The sequence below is a fragment of the uncultured Tateyamaria sp. genome (assembly GCF_947503415.1).
Lineage (GTDB): Bacteria > Pseudomonadota > Alphaproteobacteria > Rhodobacterales > Rhodobacteraceae > Tateyamaria.
The window spans coordinates 1,013,062-1,027,150 of the sequence record NZ_CANNDS010000001.1; the positions used below are offsets into that span (position 1 = coordinate 1,013,062).

Here is a 14,089-nt window from a genome sequence, read left to right on the forward strand (position 1 = left end):
CCGGACACCGACGTGGTGTCTGGTCCGGCTTCCCTGTTGGAAAATGCTCAAGCACGCAACCGTTCGTTGGCAGGATCCCAAAGCGGCTGGTCCGGCTGCACGGTCGCGGCATAGCGCTTGCCATACATCTCGATCTCAAGCGCCGTGCCGGGCGTGGACAGGTCCGTCCGCACAACACCCAAGGCGACAGAGGCGTTAATCCGATGCCCCCACGCGCCCGAAGTTGTCTCGCCCACGACATCATCACCATTCCAGATCGTGGACATGTATGGCGCGTCCTGATCGCCTGCCTCCACCAGCATGGTCACGAAACGCTTCTTCGATCCCTGCTGCTTTTCGTTCAGGAGCGCTGCCTTGCCGGGGAAATCCTGCGGTTTGTCGAGTTTGACGAACCGGTCAAGACCGCCTTCGAACAGAGTGTAATCTGTGGATAGATCGCCCTTCCATGCGCGGTATCCTTTCTCGATCCGCATCGAGTTCAGTGCGTACATGCCAAATGGTGTGGCCCCGGCACCCACAATCGCATCGTACAGCGCGGGGATGTCGGCCATTGGTGCATGCACCTCCCAGCCCAACTCTCCGGCGAAGGACACGCGCAGCAAGCGTACGGCCTTGCCTGCAAGAACAGCATCCTGATGGGTCAGCCAACCCAGCGACAGGTCCGCCTCGACGCCCAACTTTTCGAACAGCGCACGCGATTTGGGACCGCTGACGATCAAGGTCGACACCTCCTCCGTATGGTCGGTGAGGGTCAGACCCGCGGGCAGGTCCTTGTTCAGCAATTCGAAATCATGCCACTGCGCAAGTGCGGCAGTGATTAGGGTAAAGTCATCCTCGCCATGCCGAATGATCGACATCTCGGTCAGAATGCGCCCCCGGCTGTCTGGGAAGTAGCCCAGCGTCATGCGCCCCGCCTTGGGCAGCGCACCGGCGATACGACCACGCAGCCATTCGGCAGCGCCCTCACCGCTCAGATTGAAGCGGGAAAAGCCCGGTAGATCCAGAACACCGACGCCATTTGTCACCGCCTCGACCTCTTCTTTCACACGCACGTGCCACGGTCCTTCACGGTCCCATGTATGCGTTGCCTCCTCGGAGGTGTCATCGCCAGCCTTGGCAAACCAATTGGCCCGTTCCCAGCCGTTATAGGCGCCCATCTGACCACCTGCCGCACGGATACGATCATCGACCGGAGACAGTTTCTTGTCCCGGCCCGCAGGCCATTCGTGGTTCGGGAAGTGCATCGCGTATTCGTGGCCGTACGTCTCCAACGCCTTCGACAGCGAATAGTCGTGGTCGGCGTAGCCTGTGTAGCGGCGCGGATCGGTCGCCCACATGTCCCACTCGGTTTCGCCGTGCATGATCCATTCCGACAGCACCTTGCCCGCGCCACCACCCTGCGCGATGCCGAAGGTGAAGCAGTGCCCTTCGAACGCGTTCTTCACCCCGGGCATGGGGCCGATCAAGGGCAGACCGTCGGGCGCGTATGGAATGGGGCCATTGATATTGCGGCCAACGCCTGCGGTGCCCAGGGCAGGGACGCGGGCCATCGCATCTTCGATATAGAACTCAAGCCGTTCCAGATCATCCGGGTATAGCTGGAAGCTGAAGTCTTCTGGCATCGGGTCTTCGGGTGTGATCCAGTGCGCCTTGCAGTTCCGCTCGTAGGGGCCAAGGTTCAGGCCATTCTTGTCCTGCCGCAGATAGTAGCTGATGTCGACGTCCCGGATGATGGGCAGCTTGTGGCCCTTCTCCTTGGTCCATGCGGCGACCTCGGGGATTTCATCGGTCAGGAAATACTGGTGGGACATGACGACCATGGGCACGGTGCGCCCGCCAAAGGGCCTGAACATTTCGCCCACGCGCTGCGCGTAGTATCCCGCGCAGTTCGCGACATAGTCACAGCGGATGTCTCCCTTGTCGGTTTTCACAATCCACTCGTCACCGTCCCGCTCAATGCCGGTCGCAGGACAGAAACGTTCGATCCGGGCACCCAGATCACGCGCGCCCTTGGCCAGTGCTTGGGTCAACTGCGCGGGGTCAATGTCCCCGTCCAGCGGATCCCACATGCCACCCGCCAGATCATGCGTTTCCATGAAGGGATGGTAGTCCTGCATCTCGGATGCGGTCATGATCGGCATCTCAAGGCCCTGATACCGGCCCATGCCGGACACGCGCTCAAACTCCTGCATCCGCTCTTTGGAGTGGGCGAGGCGGAGCGATCCGGTGACGTGGTAGTTCATCGGGTAATCGACGTCATCGGCCAGTGAGCGGTACATTTCCAGCCCATAGCGCTGCATGTTCATCACGGCCCAGGAGCCTGAGAAGTTGGGGCAATTGCCCGCCGCGTGCCAAGTGGAGCCTGCCGTCAGTTCGTTCTTTTCCAGCAGGACGCAGTCTTTCCAACCGGCCTTGGCAAGGTGGTAGAGCGTCGACGTGCCAACCGCACCGCCACCAATTATGACCACGCGGGCCATTGTTGGAAAATCGCTCATCTCAGTCCTCCCGTTGCGGCACGTCGTCCGCGATGTCGTAGTAGTCGCCCTTGTGGACGGTAAAGATATGCATGCGCAGCTTCAGACCCGACGGTCCGTCGACCGACCCCATGGAAAAGCTGATCCATTTTTCGGAATGGTCCTTCCAGAACAGGAACGCACCGCATGTCGGGCAGAAGCCCCGTTTGGCGGTTTCGGTCAGGGCGTACCACTGAACGTCCCCATTGATCGTCAGGTCCGCTTCGTCGCAATAGCCCGATGCCCACGCATGGCCCGATTGCTTGCGGCACTGCACGCAGTGGCACATGGCAGGCTGACCGATGTCGCCCTGCGCTGTCCATGTCACGGCCTTGCAGTTGCAGGATCCAGTCAGCATTTCAGGTCCTCGCTGGTGTCGACGACGCGCCAAGAAGCACACCGTAGGTAACGAAACAGACTGCCATGACACGGCGAACCCACACGTTGAACACGGCCCCCAAGGCCGCCCGACCGATGCCAGCACCAAGAGCGGTGAAGCCGGAATAGCTGACCGCCGTGATCGTCAGCGCTGTGGGCATGATCAACCACATCTGATCCCAGACGGGCACGTCAGGTTGCACGAATTGCGAGAAAGCCGCGAGGTATCCCGCCACGCTTTTGGGATTGATCGTGGCAATGGCCAGCGCGCGGACATAAATGGACCTGCCTGATTGAGCCGCCACCTTCGGTGGTGTCCGCGCCATTAGCCAACCGCGCACGCCGAGATAGATCAGGAACCCGGCTCCGATCAGCTTGGCCACGAAGAACGCTGTGGGTGACGCGGCAATCAAGGCGGTGATGCCGGCCGCCGACAGGACCAGGAACAGCGTGGCTTGGGTCAGGATCGCGAGGATACCGGGCACCGACCGACGGAAGCCAAGCGTCATCCCGTTGGTGATGCAGTTCACGGCATTTGGGCCAGGCGTCGTGACAAACACGACCCAGAACAGTGCGAATATGATCCACCCCTCAACCGACATCAGTAGACCGGAGGCGCGATAACCCAAATCGCAACGGCAGGCGCGTCATATGGGTTTTTCCAACGAAACGGCTCACCCCGGACACGAAAGCTGTCGCCGGGATTGATGACGTAGGTTTGGCCCGCGATCTCCAAGTCAAGACGGCCCGAGATAAGATAGCCCACCTCTTGTGTGGGGCGTGTCACGGTCTGTGTGATTTCGCTATGCGGCTCAAAGGTCGAGTGCACCATTTCGAAATCATCGGTCAGGTCGGGCGACAGAAGTTCTTCGACCAGCCCGGCTGTGCGTGACCCGATAGGCCGCCGCGCGCCGCTGCGGACCACATACCCTTCTTCATGCGCGGGGGCAGCCCCCCTGCGAAACAGGGTCGATACAGCAATATCCAGCTTGGCCGCAATGTGGCGCAGATCGGTGATCGACGGCTCCGACAGGTCCCGTTCGACCTGACTGACCCATCCCACAGACCGACCCAGCGCATCCGCCATATCCTGCAACGTCAACCCACGTGCCTTGCGCAACGCACGCAAGTCCGCGCCGAGGCTGTGAGCAATGGTTGGATCGGTTTGCAGCATGCGTCGTGAAATTCCCTTTTCGAATTCACGTAAGGTCAACCGAAATGAAAAATCAAGCTAGATTTTCACGAGCGCGCAAAAACATCCGTGAGAATCGCTTTAAGGGCCTCGGCATCGCTTTCTGAGAAAGCGTCCGGCTGGTCACTGTCGATATCAAAGACAGCTATAAGGTCACCATCGGCATTCAGCACCGGCAACACCAGCTCCGACCGGGTTGAGGTGGCACAGGCGATGTGACCGGGAAAGGCATCCACATCTGCGACCAGTTGCACATTGCCCGTGCGCGCCGCGGCGCCACATACCCCCCGGGAGAATGGGATCTGCAGGCAGCCATGACCGCCCTGATAGGGCCCGATCTTGAGCATCTCGGGGGCCGTCACGCGATAAAATCCCGTCCAGTCAAAGCGGTCGTCGCTGTGATGCACTTCGCAGGCGACCGTGGCCATCAAGGCGACTGTATCGTCCTCGCCTTCGGTCAGGCTTTGAATTGATTTGGCGAGCATGTCGTAGTCGGGCACGGAGTTTCCTTTTATGCGCGTCTTGGACTGGGGCTCTGCCCCAGACCCCGTGGTATTTCCAGTCAGAAGAAACTCAAACCCGCTCAATGGCGATGGCTGTTCCCTCGCCGCCGCCAATGCAAATGGCCGCGACACCGCGCTTGAGGTTCCGTTTTTCCAGAGCGTTCAGCAGCGTCACGATGATACGTGCGCCCGATGCTCCAATCGGGTGACCCAAGGCGCATGCACCGCCGTTTACGTTGACGACATCATGGCTGAGTCCCATTTCCCGCATGAACGCGAGCGGAACAACGGCAAAGGCTTCGTTCACCTCCCACAGGTCCACATCCTCTTTCGCCCAGCCGATCCGGTCGAGCAGCTTTTGCGCGGCGGGTACGGGGGCTGTTGTGAACAGGCCAGGTGCTTGCGCGTGGCTGGCATGACCGAGAATACGTGCGCGGACGTTCAGATTGCGCTCCGTGGCCGCGTCTTCCGATGCCAGAACCAGCGCCGCGGCCCCATCAGAGATGGACGATGAATTGGCTGCCGTCACCGTGCCGCCATCGCGGAATGCCGGTTTCAGGTGTGGGATCTTGTCTGGGAGCGCTGTTCCGGGTTGTTCGTCCGTCTGCACCACCACCGCGCCTTTTCGCGTCTTGACCTCTACCGCCGCGACTTCATCCTCGAACGCGCCCGTATCTATCGCAGCCTGTGCACGGCTGAGAGATGTCAGCGCGAACGCATCCTGCACCTCTCGGGTGAATTGGTAAGTCTCGGCGCAGTCTTCGGCAAAAGTGCCCATAAGACGGCCTTTGTCATAGGCGTCTTCGAGCCCGTCGAGAAACATGTGATCAATGACCTGCCCATGGCCCAATCGCGCGCCGTTGCGCATCTTGGGCAGCATGTAAGGGGCGTTTGTCATACTCTCCATCCCGCCCGCAATCATGGTGTCGGCGTGGCCCAGGGCGATCTGGTCAAAGGCCATCATCGCCGCCTTCATGCCCGATCCACACATCTTGTTGAGGGTGGTGGCGGGCACTTCTTCACCCAAACCGGCTGCAAAACCTGCCTGCCGGGCCGGGGCCTGACCCTGACCCGCGGGCAAGACGCAACCCATCAGCACTTCATCCACGGTCGCCGCACCGGCGCCCTCCAACGCGGATTTGATCGCGATGCCGCCCAATGCAGAGGCAGACATGTCTGACAACGCGCCTTGGAAGCCGCCCATGGGGGTGCGCGAAGCACCTGCGATCACAACTGGTTTCATGGCCTGTGTCTCCGGTCTGATGGTGGCAACCTAATAGTAAGGATTGCGGCCTAGACAGACAATGTAACCAGAGAATTGCAAGAGGGCGCGCATGGATCTTCGCAGCCGATCAGAAGACACACTGCAAGTGGTGTCAGTGCACGACAGCCGCATCGACGCAGCCGTGGCTATCGAATTCAAGGAAGCCATGCGCAGCGCAACCGATGGCGGCAACGACACCGTCGTGCTGGATTTGAGCGAGGTTCAGTTCATCGATTCCAGCGGTCTGGGCGCAATCGTTGCCGCAATGAAGCAGATGGGGCAGTCCCGCAAACTGGCACTGGCCGGGCTGACACCCACCGTCGAAAAGGTGTTTCGCCTGACCCGCATGGACAGTGTCTTTCCCGTTTTTCCGACCCTCGATGGGGCCATTACCAAGCTGAAGACCTGAGTTTGTCGCCCCAGATGAAAGTCCTTTCGATGACCCGCACGACATTATTGCCCGTTTTCAGTATCCTGGTGGAGAGTGGACAATTGGCCGTCAGGGACGCGCTACGCCAATTGCTGGACGGCCTGAAGCCATTGGACCTCGATGTGGAAGAAGCGGGCACTGTTGAGCTGGTCATGGCGGAGGCGCTGAACAACATCGTCGAACACGCGTATCCGGAGGGTGACACAAGCGGCCCGATTCGCATTTCGTGCGAGCACGCAAGGGACGGGTTACACCTGACCGTTGTTGATGCTGGCCGCGCCATGCCCGATGGCCGCACGCCTGTCGGCGCGGCTGCAGACCTTGATGTCGATTTTTGCGATATGCCCGAAGGCGGGTTTGGCTGGTTCCTGATCAAGGATCTGGCCAAAGACGTCACATACCAGCGGCACGATATGGAAAATCACTTGCGTATGCGCGTCGCTGTCGCGCTGAGCTAATCCGCAAAGGTTTTGAGGATTTTGCCGACTTCTCAAAACAGACGCCGATCCACCATATTCCTGCCCAAATCAAACGGCATACAGGTCCTTGTAGCTGCATATAGCTTCCCTCGGTGTCGCGTGTAATTGCCCCCACCCAGTGCGCGGCACCGAGGATCTTCTCCCTACAATATCCAGTGGACAACAACCATTCGCCAGTTAGGTTGCGCCTTGCAACAAAACCTTGGGGACCACCATGCGCGACTTTCACCTGCCCGGCCGCTCACCTGTTTTGGCAACCTCCGGCATGTGCGCCACGTCGCACCCGCTGGCGGCACAAACCGCCATCGAGGTTTTGAAGGCGGGTGGCAATGCCATGGATGCGGCCATCGCCGGGGCAGTACTGCTGGGCATTTGCGAACCCCAGATGACCGGTATCGGCGGCGATTGCTTCGTTCTGTGGTCCGATGCGAATGGAACGGTGCAAGCCCTGAATGGCTCAGGTCGTGCACCAGCCGCACTGGATGCCGCTGAACTTCGCGACGCGGGCGAAACAACCGTTCCGCCCTACAGCGCGCACGCGGTCACTGTGCCCGGCGCAATCGACGCGTTCTGCACCCTTTCGGATCGCGTAGGCCGTCTTGGTCTTGACCGCCTGCTGGCCCCGGCCATCCACTATGCTGACACGGGAATTCCCGTTGCGCCACGCGTCGCGTTCGACTGGGCAAAGGATCAAGCCGTTCTGCAAGGATCGGCGCGCGAGGCTTTCCTGTTAAACGGTGCTGCTCCAAAGGTCGGCCAAGCCTTTTCCGCTCCCGGTCAAGCGGAGGTGTTGCGCCGCATCGCCAAGAATGGGCGGGATGCCTTTTACAGCGGCGAGATTGCCGATGACATGCTTGCGGCGCTCAACGCTCTGGGCGGCAAGCACACGGCCAAAGACTTTGCGAACACCAAATGCACGGATACCACACCGATCAGCAGCGCCTACAAGGGCGTGGATTTGATCGAGCACCCGCCAAACAGTCACGGTGCCACTGCCAACCTGATGCTTAACATCCTGAAGCATTTCGACATCGCGGATATGGATCCGTGGGGCAGCCAGCGTGCGCATATCGAAGCCGAGGCTGCAAAACTGGCCTATGATGCACGCAACCGCTTCCTCGCAGACGCGGACCACACAACACGTGTGGACCACATGATGTCGCCCGAAACAGCCAACAGATTGGCGGCACTTATCGACCCTAACAAAGCCATGGCAAACGCCACGAGCTTGAGCGAGCAAGTGCACAAGGACACGATCTACATCACAGTGGTCGACCGCGACGGCATGGCCGTGTCCATGATCTATTCCATCTTCCACGGCTTCGGGTCTGGCATCGCCAGCGACAAGTTCGGCATCCTGTTCCAGAACCGTGGCGCGGGCTTCACGCTGGAGGAAGGGCACCCGAATGAGCTGAAAGGCGGCAAGCGGCCGATGCACACGATCATCCCGGGCATGCTGGCCAAGGACGGCAAGCCGATTATGCCTTTTGGCGTGATGGGTGGGGCGTACCAGCCGAACGGGCACGCGCGCGTCGTGTCGAACCTCACCGACTTCGACCTCGACCCGCAGACAGCCATCGACGCGCCGCGCGCCTTCTCGGACGCAGGCGACATGAAGGTGGAGAGAGGCTATTCTGATCAGGTGCGCGCAGAGCTGAGCGAACTGGGCCACAAGGTCAGCATTCCTGATACGGCCATCGGCGGCGCCCAGGCGATCCTGATGCGCGATGACGGTGTGCTGGAAGGGGCAAGTGACCCACGCAAAGACGGCTGCGCGCTCGGGTACTAGGAACGAGGTAAGGCGGAGGTGTCCTCCGCCCCGCCCCTCAATTCAGCTGGAAGTGCAGGGGGTAGGACCCGTCCTCAAACGGGCCGAACAGGTCCGGAATATCGGGGTGGTCCACGGGCTGGCCGGAATAGTCCGCCACCAGGTTCTGCTCAGACACGTAGGCCACGTAGTAGCTTTGATCGTTCTCAGCCAGAAGGTGATAAAACGGCTGCGCCTTTTTGGGACGGCTGTCCTCGGGGATCGCCTCGTACCACTCGTCCGTGTTCGAAAACTCCGGATCGACGTCAAAGATCACACCCCGAAAGGGATGCTTCTTGTGACGGACAACCTGGCCCAGATGATATTTTGCGCGTGTTCTCAGCATGACATTGCGCCCCCTAAGGCACGTAAGTACACGGTGCAAGGGACACTTGTCCAATAATTGAGCGCAATATTGCTGGAAACAGTCTGTGAACCTCACCTTAACAGTCCTGCAAATCGTGGCACCCGTTTTCCTGTTGGCGGGCATTGGTTTCGCATGGGTGAAAGCGGGTCTTGAATACCGCATCCAGTTCGTCACGCAGCTGGCAATGACCTTGTCCCTACCCTGCCTGATTTTCGTGTCCCTCATGCGGACCGAGATCGATCCGGCGGCCCTTGGTGCTCTCTCCGTTGCGTCGGTTGTTGCATACGCCGCTGTTACTTTGGTGATGCTCGCACTGGTCCGATTGGCGCGCTTGAACACACGTACCTATGCGGCCCCACTTATCTTCGGCAACACCGGCAATCTGGGCCTGCCGCTTGCTCTTTTTGCGTTCGGAGACATCGGGCTCAGCTACGCAATCATCGTTTTCGCGATCATGGCGCTCTGGTCCTATACCTACGGGATCTGGTTGGTTGCAGGTGCGGGTGCGTTTGGCAAAGTGCTGCGCGAACCGCTGGTCTGGGGAACCGTTCTGGGTGCGTTGTTCCTTTGGCGGGGCTGGCAAACCCCTATTTTTCTGACCAATGCGCTGGACCTTGTGGGGCAAATGGCCATCCCGATGATGTTGATCACCTTGGGCGTTGCCGTGGCGCGACTGTCCGCCAAGGGTCTTGCGCAAGCCGCCGTTCTTTCTGCTCTCAAGCTCAGCCTGTGCGTCGGCATTGCATGGGTCGTTGGACGGTACTTCAACCTCGATCCCACCGCCTTTGGCGTGCTGGTTTTGCAAGTCGCGACCCCGGTGGCTGTTACCTCTTATCTCTTGGCCGAGAAATACGGCGCCCAGCCCGACAAGGTCGCTGGTCTCGTTGTTGCGTCAACCCTCATGTCGGTTGCAGCACTCCCGGTGATCCTCGCCTTTGTCCTGTGACAAATCGTGATTTCCCCGTGCGATATTTTCCGGTAAAGTAAGAAAAAACATAAAAAAGCGAGTGAGGCAGATGAGCAGACTCTTTCGCGCAATGGCTTTGGTTCTTTTGGCTGCCAGCTGTGGTGGCGGGTCGGGTACGGCCCCCAACCGGCTGGACAACGCCTGTTCCATTGTCAGTGAGCGCCCAGAATACCTTCGCGCCTTCAGGGCCGTTGAACGCAAATACGGCGTGCCTGTGCACGTGCAGATGGCGACCATCTATCAGGAAAGCAAATTCATCTCGGATGCGCGCCCACCCTACCGCTATGCTGCGGGCGTGATCCCGACGGGCCGCATCTCAAGCGCCTATGGCTACAGCCAGGCACTGGATGGCACATGGGGTGAATATCTGGACTCGACCGGCAAACGCCGCGCCCGGCGGGACAGCATCCGCGATGCAACCGACTTCATGGGCTGGTACATGGCCGAAACGAATGCTCGGCTTGGCATTCCGCTCAGCGATACCCGCAACCAATACCTCGCCTACCACGAGGGGCGCACCGGCTTTACCCGCGGCTCCTACCGCAACAAGGCGTGGCTGATGCGGGTCGCGGGCGAGGTTGACGCCCGCTCTGACATGTACGCGGTACAGCTGCAGTCCTGTTAAGTCAGTCCGTCGTTCGACGTGGCGCATCAAAGAGGCGGTTCGAGATTGAGCCGCCTTTTTCCAACTCCGCCAGAATGACGGTCGTCTGACCGCCGCCGCTGTCGTTGATCACCCATTGGCGCAGTTCGACCGGGTTACCGGTGAATTTCATCTGGATGTTGCCATATTCCGGATGCTCAGGGTCCTGCGCCGTCACAATGGTGGCCGTGCCGTCAAAGTCATGCCCCACAACCATATTCGCCCGTGACAGGTTCACATTCCGCGCCAAAATAAGCGACAAGGGCGTGCGACGCAGCGGATATGTCTCGGGCGGTTGGTTCGATTTTGAATCGACAATGTAGACGGCGTTGGCACTGGCCACGACCAGTCCTTCATTCGGCGCGTTGTATTCAAACCGCATCTTGCCCGGGCGCTTGATATAGATCTTGCCGGTATCGACAGTCCCGTCATCATTGATCTGCGTGAACGTGCCTTCCGCCGTGCGCAGGTCATTCAAATAGCTGGAAATGGAATTGAGCGGCAACTTGTCCGCCCACGCCGCTTGTGCTGTCACAACCGCCAGCGCAACCGCTGCCATCCGGGTCATCAGAGTCATACCGCTCACCTTTCGCGTCTTGGTCTTGGCACTGATATAGGCCGCAACCGACTGATATGCGATATCAACGGGGAGCGATGCTGTGCAGTTCCCCGCTTACCCCTGCTCCGGCACCAAGATCTCGCGCTTGCCCACATGGTTGGCCGACGACACAACGCCTTCGTCCTCCATCTGCTCAACCAGACGCGCAGCCTTGTTGTAGCCGATGGCCAGTTTCCGCTGGATATACGAGGTCGAACATTTGCGATCCTTGATCACGATGCCGACGGCCTGATCGTACAGCGCATCCTCACCATCCGTGTTCCCGCCCAGACCCAGAACAGCATCAATGTTGCTTTCCTTGTCCTCGGCAGGGCCATCCACGACGCCCGACACATAATCCGGCGCACCAAAGGCCTTGAGGTGGTTCACGATCTCTTCGACTTCCTCATCGGACACAAACGGCCCGTGACACCGCGTGATTTTCGCCCCGCCTGCCATGTAGAGCATGTCGCCCATACCCAGAAGCTGCTCCGCCCCCATCTCGCCCAGAATGGTGCGGCTGTCGATTTTCGAGGTCACCTGAAAGGAAATCCGCGTCGGGAAGTTCGCCTTGATCGTTCCGGTGATCACATCAACCGACGGGCGTTGTGTGGCCATGATCAGGTGGATACCCGACGCACGCGCCATCTGCGCAAGTCGCTGAATACACGCCTCGATCTCCTTGCCTGCCACCATCATCAGGTCGGCCATCTCGTCCACGATCACGACGATGTACGGCATCGCCTCGGGCGCGAATTCTTCGGTCTCAAAAATCGGCTCGCCCGTCTCGTCATCAAAGCCGGTCTGCACGGTGCGCGAGAACATCTCGTCCTTGGACAGCGCCTCTTTCACCCGGCCATTGTAGCCGTCGATGTTGCGCACGCCCATCTTGGACATCTTGCGATAGCGTTCTTCCATCTCGCCCACGACCCATTTCAGGGCGACAACAGCCTTCTTCGGATCGGTCACAACAGGCGACAACAGGTGCGGAATGCCGTCATAAACGCTCAGTTCCAGCATCTTCGGGTCGATCATGATCAACCGACATTCCTCGGGCGTCAGCTTGTACAGAAGCGACAGGATCATCGTGTTGATCGCCACCGATTTACCCGACCCGGTCGTACCCGCGATCAACAGGTGAGGCATTTTGGCAAGGTTCGCCACCACCGGATCGCCACCAATGTCCTTGCCCAAGGCAAGCGGCAGCTTCTGATTGCCATCACCAAAGTCACGGCTGGCCAAAATCTCCCGCAGGACAACTTTCTCGCGGTTCTCGTTCGGCAATTCGATCCCGATCACGGACCGGCCGGGCACCGTCGACACACGGGCCGACAGGGCAGCCATGGACCGGGCGATGTCGTCCGCCAAACCAATCACACGGCTGGCTTTCAAACCCGGCGCAGGCTCCAATTCGTACATGGTGACCACGGGGCCGGGACGGACCGACACGATCTCACCCTTCACACCGTAGTCGTCCAGGACATTCTCAAGCATCCGCGCGTTTTCTTCCAACGCCTCATCACTCAGATGATGGCGCTGCACCACGCTGGGGCTTTCCAGCAGGTTCAGGGGCGGCAGTTCAAAGCCCGGATGCGTGTCCTCAAAGCTCAGCTTCGGCTGCGCTTCCAGTTGCGCACGGGTGCTCGGCTGCACCGGCTTGCGCGTGGGCTGATGCACCACGGTACGCGGTTCAGCCACAGGAATGACGGGGGCCGCTTCCACGGGCTCCGGAATGGGCGCATCCAACTGTCCGGGCTCTGGCACATATTCTTGGACAGGTTCCGGCGCATAAGGTGCCGCAGTCAATGGCGGCTCCATCCGGCCCAATGACGCTGCAGCCGTCAGTGGCGGCTCGGGTGGCAAGATCGCTTGCGGCGTCGTGTTCAGAACCAGCGGGTCTGGACCGCGGCCACGCCCCTTGGTCAGCGGTGCGACACTCTCGGCCTGCACGGCCGGGTTTGACCGAACACGCGACTTGATGACATCGGCGATCTTGGTTTTGATCCGCTCGTCGCCCGGACCTTCACCCACATCCACATCGCTGTAGGTCTCGATCAACTCCTGTTCAGGCATTTCATCCGGAACAGGGTCGGACCGTTTGATCAAGGCAGGCATACGCGCCAGCAGGCTTGGCTTTGCAGCCTCTTCATACTCCGGCTCTTCATAGGCATGCACCGGCGGCACCGCAGCCGCATAGGCTTCTGCCTCCGCCGCCTCAGCCTCACGCGCCGCTTTACGTTCCGCCTGACGCTCCTGCATGATCCGCGCGGCTTGCACGGCCCCGCTTGCGCCACGGCCCAGAACAGTCATCAACAGAGCATAGGCCATGACCAGCCCCACCAGCAGGAACCGCGCCAGACGCGCCACTTCCAACCGGGTAAAGCCCAGCACAAACGCACCAAACACCACGATCCCGATGCCCATCAACAGCGACATCAGCTTGACGGCAAAGCTCGACCCGAGGGGCAGAACAGTCAGGATGAAGGCCATGACCGTGTCGCCAAAGAGGCCCCCCAACCCAAAGCCATGCGTCGCCAACCACAGGTCACCCGGCTGCAACGTCGCGGCATAGATTGACCCGAACGCAATCGCGATGGGTGCAAAGATCAAACGCCCCAGCGCCCGCTCAGTCCCGACATGCAGGGCGAAACGCACGCCCCATGCCATCAGCACAATGGCGATGCCAAAGACACCCCAGCCGCCGATCATGAACAAAGGTGCAGCAATCGAGGCACCGGTCCGGCCCAACCAGTTCTGCACCGGCGCGTCCGTGGATGCCATCCAGTTCGGATCATCTGGCGTATAGCTCAGCATCATCGCTGCCGCGATCAGGCCCGCGATCAGCAGGCCGATGCCCACCAACTCGCGGCCGCGTTTTTCCAACGCCACCTGCATCCCTTGATCAAAAAGCGGATCCCGCCGTGTCTGATATGCCATGCCTCGCCTCG

General features: G+C 60.0%; 14 protein-coding genes. 5 read left to right on the forward strand and 9 right to left on the reverse strand.

Translation table 11 applies throughout. The features are described from left to right. Positions 1-47: 47 nt before the first annotated feature. From Q1A32_RS04855 to Q1A32_RS04880, 6 genes are all read right to left on the reverse strand, one after another. Positions 48-2,495, reverse strand: a complete 2,448-nt coding sequence (locus Q1A32_RS04855; protein WP_299650274.1) for an FAD-dependent oxidoreductase — start codon at positions 2,493-2,495, stop codon at positions 48-50. A gap of 1 nt (position 2,496) precedes the next feature. After that, the gene (locus Q1A32_RS04860) at positions 2,497-2,871 is read right to left on the reverse strand and encodes a GFA family protein (RefSeq protein ID WP_299650277.1); all 375 of its coding nucleotides are present in this window, start codon (positions 2,869-2,871) and stop codon (positions 2,497-2,499) included. A gap of 1 nt (position 2,872) precedes the next feature. After that, positions 2,873-3,493, reverse strand: coding sequence for a LysE family translocator (locus Q1A32_RS04865; RefSeq protein WP_299650280.1), 621 nt, complete (start codon positions 3,491-3,493; stop codon positions 2,873-2,875). After that, the gene (locus Q1A32_RS04870) at positions 3,493-4,065 is read right to left on the reverse strand and encodes a helix-turn-helix domain-containing protein (RefSeq protein ID WP_299650286.1); all 573 of its coding nucleotides are present in this window, start codon (positions 4,063-4,065) and stop codon (positions 3,493-3,495) included. Before Q1A32_RS04870 ends, Q1A32_RS04865 begins: the two co-directional genes overlap by 1 nt. A gap of 65 nt (positions 4,066-4,130) precedes the next feature. Beyond that, the gene (locus Q1A32_RS04875) at positions 4,131-4,568 is read right to left on the reverse strand and encodes a GAF domain-containing protein (RefSeq protein ID WP_299652776.1); all 438 of its coding nucleotides are present in this window, start codon (positions 4,566-4,568) and stop codon (positions 4,131-4,133) included. A gap of 88 nt (positions 4,569-4,656) precedes the next feature. Next, a complete protein-coding gene (locus tag Q1A32_RS04880) occupies positions 4,657-5,829 on the reverse strand; it encodes an acetyl-CoA C-acyltransferase (protein ID WP_299650291.1) in 1,173 nt (390 codons plus the stop codon). Positions 5,830-5,920: 91 nt separating this feature from the next. Between Q1A32_RS04880 and Q1A32_RS04885 the strand changes: the two genes are divergently transcribed. From Q1A32_RS04885 to Q1A32_RS04895, 3 genes are all read left to right on the forward strand, one after another. Beyond that, positions 5,921-6,259, forward strand: a complete 339-nt coding sequence (locus Q1A32_RS04885) for an STAS domain-containing protein (RefSeq protein ID WP_299650295.1) — start codon at positions 5,921-5,923, stop codon at positions 6,257-6,259. 29 nt (positions 6,260-6,288) lie between these two features. After that, a complete protein-coding gene (locus Q1A32_RS04890; RefSeq protein ID WP_299650298.1) occupies positions 6,289-6,738 on the forward strand; it encodes an ATP-binding protein in 450 nt (149 codons plus the stop codon). Between the two features lie 235 nt (positions 6,739-6,973). Further along, positions 6,974-8,548 carry a gamma-glutamyltransferase family protein gene (locus Q1A32_RS04895; RefSeq protein ID WP_299650301.1) on the forward strand — a complete coding sequence of 525 codons (1,575 nt, stop codon included), beginning with the start codon at positions 6,974-6,976 and terminating at the stop codon, positions 8,546-8,548. 37 nt (positions 8,549-8,585) lie between these two features. On the opposite strand, the gene hspQ is transcribed toward Q1A32_RS04895, so the two are convergent. Continuing rightward, a complete protein-coding gene (gene hspQ, locus Q1A32_RS04900) occupies positions 8,586-8,912 on the reverse strand; it encodes a heat shock protein HspQ (RefSeq protein WP_299548990.1) in 327 nt (108 codons plus the stop codon). Positions 8,913-8,997: 85 nt separating this feature from the next. On the opposite strand from hspQ, the gene Q1A32_RS04905 reads away from it, so the two are divergent. Both Q1A32_RS04905 and Q1A32_RS04910 read left to right on the forward strand, forming a co-directional pair. Continuing rightward, positions 8,998-9,879, forward strand: coding sequence for an AEC family transporter (locus Q1A32_RS04905; RefSeq protein WP_299650304.1), 882 nt, complete (start codon positions 8,998-9,000; stop codon positions 9,877-9,879). 70 nt (positions 9,880-9,949) lie between these two features. Further along, positions 9,950-10,525: a lytic transglycosylase gene (locus tag Q1A32_RS04910; protein WP_299608910.1), complete on the forward strand. Its 576-nt coding sequence runs from the start codon at positions 9,950-9,952 to the stop codon at positions 10,523-10,525. Position 10,526: 1 nt separating this feature from the next. On the opposite strand, the gene Q1A32_RS04915 is transcribed toward Q1A32_RS04910, so the two are convergent. Both Q1A32_RS04915 and Q1A32_RS04920 read right to left on the reverse strand, forming a co-directional pair. Continuing rightward, on the reverse strand, positions 10,527-11,111 hold the full coding sequence (locus tag Q1A32_RS04915) for an outer membrane lipoprotein carrier protein LolA (RefSeq protein WP_299610900.1): 585 nt from the start codon (positions 11,109-11,111) through the stop codon (positions 10,527-10,529). A gap of 105 nt (positions 11,112-11,216) precedes the next feature. Beyond that, positions 11,217-14,078, reverse strand: a complete 2,862-nt coding sequence (locus Q1A32_RS04920; RefSeq protein ID WP_299650306.1) for a DNA translocase FtsK — start codon at positions 14,076-14,078, stop codon at positions 11,217-11,219. Positions 14,079-14,089 lie beyond the last annotated feature (11 nt).

Bases quoted from the DNA above. Each gene is read 5' to 3' on its own strand.
- Q1A32_RS04855 (WP_299650274.1), bottom strand. From the start codon at position 2,495: ATGAGCGATTTTCCAACAATGGCCCGCGTGGTCATAATTGGTGGCGGT.
- Q1A32_RS04860 (WP_299650277.1), bottom strand. From the start codon at position 2,871: ATGCTGACTGGATCCTGCAACTGCAAGGCCGTGACATGGACAGCGCAG.
- Q1A32_RS04865 (WP_299650280.1), bottom strand. From the start codon at position 3,493: ATGTCGGTTGAGGGGTGGATCATATTCGCACTGTTCTGGGTCGTGTTT.
- Q1A32_RS04870 (WP_299650286.1), bottom strand. From the start codon at position 4,065: ATGCTGCAAACCGATCCAACCATTGCTCACAGCCTCGGCGCGGACTTG.
- Q1A32_RS04875 (WP_299652776.1), bottom strand. From the start codon at position 4,568: ATGCTCGCCAAATCAATTCAAAGCCTGACCGAAGGCGAGGACGATACA.
- Q1A32_RS04880 (WP_299650291.1), bottom strand. From the start codon at position 5,829: ATGAAACCAGTTGTGATCGCAGGTGCTTCGCGCACCCCCATGGGCGGC.
- Q1A32_RS04885 (WP_299650295.1), top strand. From the start codon at position 5,921: ATGGATCTTCGCAGCCGATCAGAAGACACACTGCAAGTGGTGTCAGTG.
- Q1A32_RS04890 (WP_299650298.1), top strand. From the start codon at position 6,289: ATGACCCGCACGACATTATTGCCCGTTTTCAGTATCCTGGTGGAGAGT.
- Q1A32_RS04895 (WP_299650301.1), top strand. From the start codon at position 6,974: ATGCGCGACTTTCACCTGCCCGGCCGCTCACCTGTTTTGGCAACCTCC.
- hspQ (WP_299548990.1), bottom strand. From the start codon at position 8,912: ATGCTGAGAACACGCGCAAAATATCATCTGGGCCAGGTTGTCCGTCAC.
- Q1A32_RS04910 (WP_299608910.1), top strand. From the start codon at position 9,950: ATGAGCAGACTCTTTCGCGCAATGGCTTTGGTTCTTTTGGCTGCCAGC.
- Q1A32_RS04915 (WP_299610900.1), bottom strand. From the start codon at position 11,111: ATGACCCGGATGGCAGCGGTTGCGCTGGCGGTTGTGACAGCACAAGCG.
- Q1A32_RS04920 (WP_299650306.1), bottom strand. From the start codon at position 14,078: ATGGCATATCAGACACGGCGGGATCCGCTTTTTGATCAAGGGATGCAG.